The organism is Chloroherpetonaceae bacterium, from assembly GCA_033763895.1.
Classification (GTDB): domain Bacteria; phylum Bacteroidota; class Chlorobiia; order Chlorobiales; family Thermochlorobacteraceae; genus JANRJQ01.
Genome location: JANRJQ010000014.1, coordinates 23,715 through 36,212, shown reverse-complemented (window position 1 = coordinate 36,212; position 12,498 = coordinate 23,715). Strand labels below are relative to the sequence as shown.

Genomic DNA, 12,498 nt, shown 5'->3' with positions numbered 1-12,498 from the left:
AATTAACTTATTTCTTTGAACCGGCTTTTGCCGAAGGTTTCGAATGTGATTTGCCGTTGCTTGATGAAACTGGCTTTACCGCGTTTCCGTTCTTTTCTTCTGCTAAAAAGCGAGCAGCAGACTCCGTGATTTTTCGCTCCGCAACAAAGTAATCTTCCCATCCAAAGCTCTCGACATGCTTACCTTCCAATTCTTTATACACCGAAAAAAAGTGTTCAATTTCTGTCGGAAGATGTGGGCTGATATCAGAGAGGCGACGAATGTTTTTGTAAATCGGGTCGTTAACCGGAACACTTAATATTTTATCATCAAGTCCTTTATCGTCTCGCATTTTAAGCAACCCGATTGGGCGTACATCAATGACACACCCCGTGAAGGTTGCGCCGTGCGTCATAACCAATACATCAAGCGGATCGCCATCTTCAGCAAGCGTACTTGGAATGAATCCATATGATGTGGGATAATGTGTTGAGGAATACAATACACGATCGAGTTTGAAAACGCCTAACTTGGGGTCATATTCATACTTATTCCGCTCCCCTTTGGGAACTTCAATAATCGCATGAACCTCTTTAGGGGCCTTGTCGCCAACAGGGAGTGTTTTATAATTAATCATGTGCTTCGAGTGTAGAAGTGATATTGAATTAAGATTTCTTTGCAGACTTGGCTTTCTTCATTGACTCTTTACGCTCTGCCTTCATTTTCTGAATTTTCTTCCGGTGCTTTTTCCAAGCATTCTGAACTTTCTTATTCATGTTCGATAATATTTTTCAATTGATTTTAGTGCTAAAGTGAAACGAACTGCAAATGTAGGGATTTTTTTCCGCCCATCAATAGACAGATGAAATAATAGATTTTGTGTTAAAACGCACAACAACGATTTGGTGGAAAAACTTTTAGAAGTTATTTTTCGTACCATTTATTACCAACGCCCAAATCATTTGGAATTAAACCGATTGAGGGGTCAAGAGTCTAACTCTTGATAGTCAGTTATTTTAACAACTTAATATCGAATTTATCGACGCACACGCTACGCTCTTAGATACATTTTTCCGGCAATCGCCATTTTTTTAATTCAACTCAAAGGAGACAGCAATGCGTAATCCAATTCGACAACTCATTTCGGACGAAACTTTCGTTCAACTTCGTGCCCATCGTTTAATCGACGAAAAGCAGCTTCGCGATTATCATATCCGCCAAATCTTTAATACTTCCCGTACAAATAAATCAGCTGCGGAAGCCATTGAAGATGTTCAACGCGAATATCCTTACTTACAATTTGATACGATTCGAAAGATTGTATATAAAAAATAAAGATGGGTGAAGCGTTGCTTTCGCCTTTTAATTTTGACTTGTTGAGAACGCCGAGTATTGATGCTCGGCGTTTTTATTTACTCCCTTTCGATAAAGGATTCCTCAAAATTTCCACGCTTTGACAAATCTTTGACAAGCTCATGACAACTCCCGCCGCGCGGTGTCGCATAATTGCAGTGTAAGAAATTTGAAGTCTTAATCACTGAAATTAAATACAGGAGCCAACATGAGAAACACAGCTATTTCACTCGGTTTTGAAAACAGATGGTATGCCCCAAGACCGCATGCTTTTAAGATGAGAGACGAATACTCGCGTCGGATGACGCACGCTTTTGCGCTAACAATTGTCGCGGTCTTTTCTTTCTTAATTGCCTATATGATTCAAACGATTTATCAGCCAATTGTTGAAGAGTCGCAGACAAGGGCATACAAAGAAATTGTCGCTGAAATTGATGTCGTACCACCACCGCCGCCAGTTGAAAAAAGAGAAGCCGGACAGCAAACGGAAAGTCTTCCAAATGTTTCCCCGGTAGAACCCGATGTTCTTGCAGATGCATCTCCGGTGAATCAAGCGGCATCGCAAGCCATAATGCGGCAAGTTGGAAATTTGGTTTCAACAGAACTGAAGCAAGCAATGGCAGAAGTGATGGGCGGCTTACCCACGCCAAGCGCCACAGCAGTTGGCCAAGATGGAAGTTCATTGCTTTCCGGCGCAGGCAGTGCAGGGCTTCGGGTGAATACATCCGGCGGCTCATTTACAGCGCAAGGATTAGGCGGAGGCAATGAGCTTGGATTTGCTACCGGTTCAAATGCAGGAATCGGGCGAGAAGGCCGAAGCGATTTAGGTCTCAGCGGAAACGGAAGCCTTTCATTAGGAACAGGAAAAAAGATGGCACTTAAAATTGAGATGAGTTTCAAAAATATGAAGGTTTCGGGTGAAGGGCGTAAATCTGAAGAAATTGAAGCAGTGGTTCGTTCGCTTACTCCGGCGCTGGAAGATGTTTACCGAGTCGCCCGCGGACAGCAGACCGAAATTAAAGGACTTGTGGTAGCTGAAATTTTCATTCAGCCTGATGGCACGGTTCGTAATGCACGGATTCTTAAATCAGCGATTCGTAATTCAATTTTAGAAAACGGAATGATGCAAGTGTTGCGAAGAACAAAGTTCGGAGCAATCAAAGGAGAAATTATTCAGCGTGTGGAGATACCATACAATTTTTCTGCAGATGAATGATAAATAAGGACTTGAAATTAACCTACACCGTCTGCCTTCCCGCCTGCCCCCAAGTGGGCGTGAAGTGCCCCTCAAAGCAAAATGCACCGAGAAGGTGCGTTTTGCTTTTGTACGAATTATCGAATTTCACTTGGCCTAAGCCAAGAGCGGCTAGTGTAGATAAAAGGGTTGCAATTTCTTGGATGAATTATAGATGTTATTGAAGTCTTGAATAAAAAAGGACTTCACTTGGCTTAATCCAAGAGCGACTCGAATCGAGCTGAGTGCCGGATGTTTGAATGTCATTCAAATATGTTTGCCCACCATAAGTGTAAGAAACAAGGTCGCGTGCAATAAGATCAAGATGTGGGACGGGAAAATGAATAAAAGTACCGACTTGAAGTTTACCTAAACGCCGCATATCCTTAAAGTGCAGACCATAATCCGTAAACATTAACTCTAAATCGCGCTCCTTCAATATTTCATCAAGTAGCTTATCAATAGAAATTGATGGGGAAACATCTGAGACTTTGCCAAGTGATTTCCTTCGGCTTTGCGGGTCATTCAAAAGCTGAGCTGATTCTGAAATCTGTCCGGTCATCGCGAGTGCCTCAATTTTTAAGAGACGATTCGTTTCTGCATAAAGAAATACGCAATTTTGAGGATATGGTAGATCAAAAAGTGCGTTGTAACGATAGTAATTGTAATAACTCCACAAATCAAAATCACGTAAATCTGGAACCCAAGGGTCATATTGAAAATAAAGATGTAAACGCTCATCAATTGAATTGGTTATCTGTCTTGGATTGATTCCCTTTCGATTCGATCTTCGTTTTGGGTAGTTAGGATCAAAGTACCTTAAAATTCGATGATCCACTCTCCAATACCAATCCAACCCAGAGATAACCTGAATACTATTATCAAATTTTACCCCATCTATAATAATCGAAAAATCTTCTCCATTCCGAAGTCCGTTTTCTGTGTATTCTAGAATTTGTCGCCAGTTTGTGGCAACATTCTCCTGAAAACTACGCGCGTTTTGAACGATAAAATTGGCTTTATAGGTATAGGCTAATCGCTGAAGTCTTTCGCTGGAATATGCTCCTCCAACGGTCGGTAAATACCCGTTGGGCAAAGTAAAACGGGAGGATTTGCAAATGGAAATTACAGTATCGAAATGCGCAGAAGCGTGTTTAATGACCTCACGATAGGTTGAAAATGGGATGTCTCTCAAAATGATCGTGTCACGGCTAAGTATTAATGATTTATCAAATGTATTGGCTAAATAGCCATAAGCCATCCCTTTGACAAAATGCGCTGCGGCAAGATAAATTTGGTATTGCCGCTCACTTCCTTGAAATGTGTCTTTATCATCCAATCGACTTAAAACGCGATTCGATGCCAAAATACATTGGTGCCATTTCGTAAAAGGAAATTGAAAGTGTGGAAGAAGATTATCAAGATTGTTACGTAGATGAGGTCTAGGCCCATTTTGTGTGCCAAACTTCATATAAACCCAGTCATTTTGACTTAATGCAGTATGAATATGGTCAGCAACAATTTCCATTGTTGCATTTGTGGAATAGTAGAAACCGTGTGGTTCGAATAACGCTTCAAACCCGCGGGTTAAAATTTCATCAACAGTAATGTTTTCTTCAGTTGGTTGGAGCGTTCGGGGAGTTATTGGATAATCAATTCCATCTTCCCCGCAGCTTGAAAAAAAGAGAACTATAATTAGGGAAAGTAAAATGAATGAAGCATTTCGTTTCATACAATCCTCCAATGTGAAAGAGTGAACGGAAATTGAGGCCAATTCAAACGTTTCATCTATTCGAGAAAGGGTCTCAATCAGTACAATTCATAAACATCAATATTTAAATTTACAATTCTTTATCACGCCATAAAAGAAAAAAATTTAAGCAAGATAATTACATCAACCCAAGCGCCGCATCCCACCCCATCCGTAGATTCAGGTTCTGTATGGCTTGGCCGGCAGCGCCCTTCACTAAGTTATCGATCGTGGAAAAGAGAACCACTTGCCTCGTTTCGGGTAAAAGTCTGAAGGAAATGTCACACCGATTGGTGTGCTGCACTGCACGAATTTCAGGCAATTGCTTGGTGAGATGAACAAACGGCGAAGCCGTGTACGCCAAATTCAACGCTGTGTGGATCTTTTCTTCAGTAACATCGCTCGCAAGGTTCGCGTGAATCGTGGTGTAAATCCCACGGGTGATAGGGATTAAATGCGGAATAAATGAAAACGACACCGCAGCGCCAGCTGCTTTCTCCAAAGCTTGGCGTATCTCCGGAATGTGTTGATGCTCGCCCGCTTTATACGCCTTCACGCTTTCATTCACTTCGCAAAACGAGAGCGATAAATCGGCCTTTCTGCCTGCTCCACTCACGCCCGAAAGTGAATTAATCACAATGCCTTGTGGTGAAATGAGCATTTCACGAAGCAGCGGAATCAAAGGCAACAGTGCCGATGTGGGGTAGCAGCCGGGATTGGCAATCAGCGTGGCCGATTGAATTTCATTTTCAGGCAAATCGGCAAGTGAATAATGCGCAGCACTCAAGAGTTCCGGTGAAGAGTGCGTGTGTTTGTAGTAGCGTTCGTATTCGGCTGTGGATTTCAAGCGGAAGTCGCCGCCGAGGTCAATCACCACTTTACCTCCCTCAAGCATTGCAGGAGCAAGTTTCATTGCCTCGCCGGAAGGAAGGGCAAGGAAAATGATATCAGACTGAATGGTGAGTTCGGGCGCGTACTTTTCCATCACCACATCCGCGCGTTTCCGAAACTCGGGAAAGGTGTCAGAAAACAATGTACCTGCCATTGAATTGGCGAAGAGTTTATCTATTTGAAGATGCGGATGTCGCAAAATGATGCGCACCAACTCCGCACCCGAATACCCTGAAGCCCCAAGAATTGAAACCTGTTTCATCTTAATTTTCTTCTAATAAAAAGGTTGGAACCGAGCCTGCGCCGGAAGTGACATTCGCGAGTGATGTGCGCGAAAGGCGAGAGAGCATTCCGCCAGTTTGGTTGCCAAAAACAAACGGATCAAAATCGACGATGTAATCATCGAAATGAAGCGTTCCGTTTTCGATATGCGGAAAACTTTCTTTTGGCACCGGCACTTTGTGCTGAAGAACCCAAGCCGCTTCGGTGCGCAAGGCCGATTCTAAATGCTTTTCCCATTCCGATTCGCTGCTTTCAAAACCAAGTACCACGCCCTTTCCGCCGTATTCGTCATTAGGCTTTAAGACAAAGAGATCTTTATGCGTTCGCGCGAATTCGGGAAGGTCGATTTTCTTTCCATCAAATTCTGTAAATGCTTCTTCAAAAACCCGCGTCCACGGGATATGAGCCGCGATTGCTGCGCGTTCATCAGCACTGAAAAGACGTTGAAATCGCTCGCTTGTGAGCACGGCGAAGATCGCCTTTTTATGGAAGTACTTGATTCGAAATGCGTTAATCATACAAACATGATGATTGCGATATGCATCGAACAGGGCTTTGCATTCTTCCTTCCTGCTTAAAAATTCACTCACAATCACGCGCTTATAAATAAGGTCAATCGTGAAGTTGCGGTGCGATAGCACGCCGTTTTTATACTCCAATTCCTGTGGGGTGCAAATGATGGTGTTACAGCCTTGCGATTGAAAATACTCCGAAAAAAGCTCGAACTCGGTGTAGGTTGGTACGCCATCCCAATCAACAATCGCGATATTCGGCTTCGACTTCACCACTCTATTTTTCACTTTGATATGCCACTCTTCATAATGCGAAAGCAACGCTTTCATCAGCATTGGCCGTGTTTCAAATGGTGTTATTCGATACTCTTTTGCGAGCGATTTCATTGGCGAAAGCGAAAGAAATAGTTCGGAGCCGACATCGCTATAGGCAATAGCCGCGGGCGTTTCGGCATTCAACTCTACAAACTTGAATGATTCCTTGCCGTTCACTTCACCGAAAAACGTATCCCACCGAGCGGTTACTACGGGTGACGAATATTTTGGGTCGATTTCCACCAGCGAGCGCTCATCATCGGTGAGCCGCACTTCCTTTGCCAGTACGCCACCTCCAATGAGATGATCATTGATTTTCTGAATCGCATTGCCCAAATGAAAACAAACTTGGGTGATTGTTTCGTAGTGGCGGCGCGTGATGAATTTTGGGCGCAGAACGGATGTCAGCGGCCTTCCACCAAAGGTAAGTTTCATCTCGTGCGAGCGGGTTTCGATCTCGTTATGCAACGCAAGCACTTCACTTTGCGGCAGTTTAGAAATGAGGGTGTTATAGGTATCGTTAACTTTTTTAAGCATTGATGCGACGGCTGAAAAAATGACTAAGCATTGAGTGAATAGAAGTTGAAATGTAAGGAAATGATTGGGAATTGAAGGAAGAATGAGTTGGAAAGATGCGATGGAAAAATGTAGTGGAAGTTGAATTGGTAAGTCTGGAGCAAAAGTAAGTAATAAAAAATGGCGCCCTGAAAGCGCCACTTTAATGAATGTAGAAAAGTAAGGTTGAAGCTACTCGGATAATTGCCCCATTTCACCGCGCTGGTATTCATAAAACGCAGCTTCAAGTTCCGCTTCGGTATTCATCACAAACGGGCCGTAGCGCGCAATTGGCTCATCGAGCGGCTGACCCGAAAGGAAAATGAATTCTGTGGGTGCAGTGGAAGTGTTTGAAATCATTACGGTTTTGGCTTCGGGATTGAATACCGGCATTACGCCTCGCTCGTAGTGTTCTTTTCCGATGCTCACAGAGCCTTTCAATAGATAAATGAACGCTTTATGCGTGGCGTGTAACGGAATCGTGACGGTGCTTCCGGCAAAAAGGGTATAATGATGGTATTCTACAGGTGTATTCGGGTGAATCGGTGAAACTGTACCAAAGGCCGTTCCAACCAGAACTTTGACCGAGAATCCCTCGCCGCGATGAACCGGAATTTCTTCGCTGCGGATTTCTTGATAGCCGGGTGTGATATTCTTTTTCGCAGCAGGCAGATTAATCCAAATTTGAAATCCGTGCCATACACCGCCATTTTTTTTGAGTGATTCGGATGGCTGCTCTTTGTGAACAATTCCTTTTCCGGCGGTCATCCATTGAACATCGCCTGCACGGAGTGTGGCTTTATTACCCAAAGAATCTTCGTGATTGACTTCACCTTGAAGGATGTAGGTCAGAATCTCGAATCCTTTATGTGGATGAGGCGGCGTGCCTTTGGCTTCGCCGGGCTTGAGATGATTTGGGGGAAGTTCATCGAAAAGAAGAAATGGGTCGAGTGCCATTAACCCTCGTCGCGGGAATGCGCGGTTGACCAAAAACCCTTCCCCTTCAGAGACGGTGAGTACGGGGAGAACGGATTTGATTGGCGAAGAAACTTGAGTAATCGACATAATTCAAGGTTATTTGTTAGATATGTGTTTTAACACACTTCTACAAGAATAGAAGATAGTTTGTTTCGAGAATAAGATAAACATAAATCATAGGTGGTTTTGGCCGTGCGGATGCCTTAGACCCCGAGGTCCTGCAATTTTCTTCGTACGCCTTCTGCGGGAATGCGCCGTTGATGGTTGTGGAAAAATTATTGGGAACTAAAACAGTGTGGTAAAGAAGAAACCGCAAAATTCACCTAAAAGAACTTTGCGGTCTTGAAATTAAATGTATGGAATAAATTAAGCAGGTATTCCAACGGATTCTAATAATGCACGCGCGGCACTGTTTCCGGTTGACACTGCACCTTCCATAGAATCATAAAAGCGATTTTTTGTATAACCACCTGCCATAAAGAGATTCTTTACCGGCGTTTTTTGTGTCGGTCTGTTAGCTTCAAGACCCGGGTAAGGCGCATACACTGATTGCGGCACACGGACGATGGTATGCTTCAAAATTTTCGCGTCTTTTGCCGAAACCGGGAAAATATCCTTCACGCTTGAATCAACTCTTGCCAAAATCTCTTCGTCTGAAAGCCCAATCACATGCTTAGCCGGCGCAACGCCAAATTGAAACCGCGTTTTGCCCTGATGCGAAACTCCCGATAGCGTGGCATATTCGGGCGTGGTTTGTGCCATATCGGCATAAAAGGGAATCACGCCATCGGGTGAAAAGAGAATGTTATTCACATCGGTAATTTGCCTGTCATACCAAACTTGAACGGTAACAACCGGAACACCTTCAAAGGCATCAATATTTCGGAAAAATTGATGCTTGTTCTTTAAACTTTCGGGCAATACTGTTTTCAGGTTGTGCACCGGAAGGGCGGTGATATAAAAATCGGCGGTGAGGGTTTCGCCATTGGCCATTTGCACGCCGGAAATTTGCTCGCCATCAAACTTCACTTCTACGGCTTTACTTTCGGAATACAGTTTTGCGCCTTTCTTTTTCAAGTAATCGGTCAGTGGGCCGGTGAGGTAATCTTGCGGAGAACCTTTCAAAAAGCCCATCATCGAGGCATCGGGGCGGCGAAGGAACTCGCCCGTAACCGCTAACACAATATTCGCCGAAAGCTCTTCGGGAGGTAAAAATTTAAGTGCAAGCGCCATCGGCAAAAACATTTTCTTGATCATTCGCTGAGAAAGGCCGCGCTTTTCGTGCCATTCTTTGTAGGTCATGCCATCTTGCTTTTCGTAGTACTTTTCGCCGCCAAAAAGAATTGGGCCTAATATTTTTGCGAAGCGGAGCATTTCCATCACAGAGAAATATCCGTTTTTGAAAAGTGCAGGCGTAAGGTGAAGTGGAGAAGGCAAATTCCAAGTGCGGAAAGTGAATCCACCGCCTTGTGAGAGTTTATAATTTAATTCGTGTTTCTTCCAAAGAATGGCATCGTAGGTGCCGATTTCTTTCATCAAATCATAGATTTCTTTGTAGGCTCCAAAAAAGCAGTGCAATCCGGTTTCAACCCAATCGCCATCTTTATCTTTCCAAGAGGAGACTTTGCCACCAAAAATGGGGCGTTTTTCAACCAAAGTGATTTGAAAACCCTTATCAATTAACCGTTTAGCGGCAGAAAGACCAGCCAATCCGCCACCCAAAATCAAAACAGACTTGCCGCCGCCCGTTGATACACGCGGGGCTTCGAGAGTTGTATATGCGCTCATAAAAATGAAAATTAAGTAGTACAAAAAGAGAAGTCACAAATGCCAAAAAACCTTGATGCATTGGAAGTTCATAAAGAGAACAAGGTGAATGATGGAGACGTTTCGAGAATTTTCACGAAAAAACGAATCACCATTCAAATTACGGCGAGAGTTTGATATGACTTTTGGCGTAACCCGTGAAATTGATTGTAAGAATGGGCGAATTGGCCGTTCCGGTAATGTGAAACGATAGAAGATTGAATGATATTCGCAAAAAAAAACAGAGTATCTTCATTGAATAGAAAAATGAATACATAGATTTATGAAAGTGCTTGATCCTTTGGTAAAAAAATATATTCTCCTTGCTCATCGGCTTGAGCGGCATCATCGCGGGGTGGTGGACGCGCATTATGGCTTTGCTTCTGAAGTTAAGCTGCAGGTGGAGTCGGAGCCGATTGTTTCATTAAATGCACTGCATTCAAGTGCAGAGTTTATTCTTGGCGAACTTGAATCGAATCAAGAGCCAAGAGCACGCTATCTCTATAAGCAAACGCTCGCCTTAAAAACCATTATCGAAAAAAAATTAGGTGCCGATATAACATATCGCGATGAAGCAAGATTGATGCTTGGAATAGAAACAATTTCAAAGCAAGAGGAAGCGCCTCTTCACGAGGCAATGGATGAATTGGATGCACTGCTTGAAGGAAGCGGGCTACTTACAGAGCGATATACCGCGTGGCGAAGAAAATTTGAGCTTCGTGGTGAGGAAGTGATGAAATTCACCAACGCGGCGATGGAACAAATGAAAGAGAAAAGTCATAGTCTTTTTCCACTTCCCGAAAATTCAATTTCCGTAAGTTTGGTTCGGAATAAGCCGTGGACGGGTTATCATTGGTATAAAGGGAATTTCACTTCGCTTTATGAATTGAATGTCGATGTTCCCACAACCATTTGGGGCGTACTGCATACCACCACACACGAAGCCTTTTGCGGGCATCATACCGAGGCAATCATTCGTGAACAAGAATTGGTGAACCAATGCGGTTATGTGGAGTTTACATTAAACATTTTGGGTGCGCCGTGCAGCCTGCTTTCAGAAGGCTTAGCCGAAGCAGCCGCGGAGATTGTCATTGGAAACGATGAGGCGGTGGCGCAGTGGTTGCAAGAAAATGAATTGCTTCATAAACGCCCATTTACGGAAAGAGATGGAAAGATTTTAGCAGCGATTGAAAAGCTTGGTCGAAAGGCGGTAATCAACGCCGCTTTATTGATGCACGAAGAGAATGCAACTGATCAAGCTGTGGTGAATTATCTTGCTGAATTCAGCCCCAATGATGAGGTGATGCTTCGCCGCACCGTTGCACGGCTTCGCGACGCGGATTATCGTACCTATATGCTGACCTATCCGATTGGGAAAGAATTGGTGTTGCAAAAAATCAATGCTTCTGCAAGCTCACCGCAAGAAGCATTTTTTAACCTGTGTCGAAGTGTTGATGTCTCATTCGATTCGGCTGATACCAGAAGTGCATACGCATTTAAGTAAAGGCATTTACTTCATACACAGCGTGCAAAGTGGAAGGCAGCCCTAAAATGACGGCAGTGAAATCTTCGTTCAAAGCAAAAGCATTGCAGTTACTCCTGTTCCCGCAGTGGCTCATCATTGCAATGGTATTACTCTGTACGCTTGCCGCCGCTCAAAAAGTAATGTTGGGAGATATCAATAACTACCTCATCTTTAAAACATCATTTGAACATTTATTGGCGGGGAAAGACCTTTATCTCCTTCATCCCGAAGATCACTTTGATTATTACAAATACTCCCCGCTCTTCGCACTCTTGATGGCCCCCTTTTCACTGTTGCCCGTAGCACTGGGCGCATCGCTTTGGGGAGCGCTCAATGCAGCGTTGCCACTTTGGGCGTTGCACCGTCTCGGAAACGACTATGATATTGAAACAAAGAAAAGGTCTCTCTTGATGCTTGTTCTCTTTTTAGAACTTTTGACTTCGGTTCAAAACATGCAGAGCAATGGAATTCTTTTAGGAATGATGATATGGGGCGGTTTTGAAATTGGGCTTACGAGGGAAAAGCAAGCGGCGAGTCCTGGCTTTATTTCCGGGACGGGAATACTTGTTCTTGCAGCATTCATAAAGCCTTTTGCCGCTGCAATGGGCGTTATAGCGATTCTTTCGCGGCGATTGGGAGGAGCCGTGATAACGGGTATAATCTTTTTTGTGGGTTTGTTTCTTTTGCCTCTCGTCATCTTGCCGTGGGAGTCGCTCTTAACCCAATATGCAAGTTGGCTGAATTTACTCAGATGGGATAATCAAGAAAGCAGCGGCATTTCATTCATTGGGTTGATGAAAACCGCGTTCGGATTCGAATTGAACAACACGGTTGTTCAAGCCATTGCGGCATTGATTCTCGTCATTCCATTTATTTATTTGCTTTTTGTCCTGCAAAAAGAAACTCAGCAAGGGAAGGATAATGAAAAGAGTGAAAATACATTGGTTGAAAAAAATGGCGAGTGGCTTCGTGAGTTTCAATTGCTTTCAATCGCTTCAGTTTTGGTATGGGTTGTCATCTTTAACCACAAGGCGGAATCGCCAACTTTTGTGATTGCGCTTGCAGGCATCTACCTCTATGCACTTTGGAGCAAAATGGGTGTTCATGATTCGCTTAAAAAAATACTGATATGGGGCACCTTTATAATGAGTACACTGTCTTCAACGGATTTATTTCCCGAACCTTTACGGGTTTTTTGGAAAGAAAATAATTTGAAAGTTGTGCCGTGCTTGATTGGGTGGGTATTTATTGAATGGGCGCGGTATAAAACGCTCTTAAAATTGACATCAGAAGCAAATACATAATAGAACGCAATGAC

10 protein-coding genes are annotated in these 12,498 nt (G+C 43.6%); 4 read left to right on the top strand and 6 right to left on the bottom strand.

Going from position 1 to position 12,498, the window contains the following annotated elements:
- Positions 1–7: 7 nt before the first annotated feature.
- Positions 8–616 carry an inorganic diphosphatase gene (locus SFU91_13770; GenBank protein ID MDX2130097.1) on the bottom strand — a complete coding sequence of 203 codons (609 nt, stop codon included), beginning with the start codon at positions 614–616 and terminating at the stop codon, positions 8–10.
- 479 nt (positions 617–1,095) lie between these two features.
- Between SFU91_13770 and SFU91_13765 the strand changes: the two genes are divergently transcribed.
- Together SFU91_13765 and SFU91_13760 are read left to right on the top strand one after the other, a co-directional pair.
- The gene (locus SFU91_13765; GenBank protein MDX2130096.1) at positions 1,096–1,314 is read left to right on the top strand and encodes a hypothetical protein; all 219 of its coding nucleotides are present in this window, start codon (positions 1,096–1,098) and stop codon (positions 1,312–1,314) included.
- 226 nt (positions 1,315–1,540) lie between these two features.
- Complete coding sequence (locus SFU91_13760; GenBank protein ID MDX2130095.1) at positions 1,541–2,548, top strand: energy transducer TonB; 1,008 nt, start codon at positions 1,541–1,543, stop codon at positions 2,546–2,548.
- A 196-nt stretch (positions 2,549–2,744) separates the two neighbouring features.
- On the opposite strand, the gene SFU91_13755 is transcribed toward SFU91_13760, so the two are convergent.
- The 5 genes from SFU91_13755 to SFU91_13735 form a co-directional block, all read right to left on the bottom strand.
- Positions 2,745–4,298, bottom strand: a complete 1,554-nt coding sequence (locus SFU91_13755) for a hypothetical protein (GenBank protein ID MDX2130094.1) — start codon at positions 4,296–4,298, stop codon at positions 2,745–2,747.
- Positions 4,299–4,455: 157 nt separating this feature from the next.
- A complete protein-coding gene (argC, locus tag SFU91_13750) occupies positions 4,456–5,469 on the bottom strand; it encodes an N-acetyl-gamma-glutamyl-phosphate reductase (GenBank protein ID MDX2130093.1) in 1,014 nt (337 codons plus the stop codon).
- Between the two features lies 1 nt (position 5,470).
- Positions 5,471–7,033, bottom strand: a complete 1,563-nt coding sequence (locus SFU91_13745; protein MDX2130092.1) for a hypothetical protein — start codon at positions 7,031–7,033, stop codon at positions 5,471–5,473.
- Between the two features lie 30 nt (positions 7,034–7,063).
- Entirely contained in the window at positions 7,064–7,936 is an 873-nt protein-coding gene (locus tag SFU91_13740; protein MDX2130091.1) for a pirin family protein, read from the bottom strand.
- A gap of 279 nt (positions 7,937–8,215) precedes the next feature.
- Positions 8,216–9,637, bottom strand: a complete 1,422-nt coding sequence (locus tag SFU91_13735) for an FAD-dependent oxidoreductase (GenBank protein MDX2130090.1) — start codon at positions 9,635–9,637, stop codon at positions 8,216–8,218.
- Positions 9,638–9,938: 301 nt separating this feature from the next.
- Between SFU91_13735 and SFU91_13730 the strand changes: the two genes are divergently transcribed.
- Together SFU91_13730 and SFU91_13725 are read left to right on the top strand one after the other, a co-directional pair.
- The gene (locus SFU91_13730) at positions 9,939–11,159 is read left to right on the top strand and encodes a hypothetical protein (protein MDX2130089.1); all 1,221 of its coding nucleotides are present in this window, start codon (positions 9,939–9,941) and stop codon (positions 11,157–11,159) included.
- Positions 11,160–11,206: 47 nt separating this feature from the next.
- Complete coding sequence (locus SFU91_13725; GenBank protein ID MDX2130088.1) at positions 11,207–12,484, top strand: glycosyltransferase family 87 protein; 1,278 nt, start codon at positions 11,207–11,209, stop codon at positions 12,482–12,484.
- Positions 12,485–12,498 lie beyond the last annotated feature (14 nt).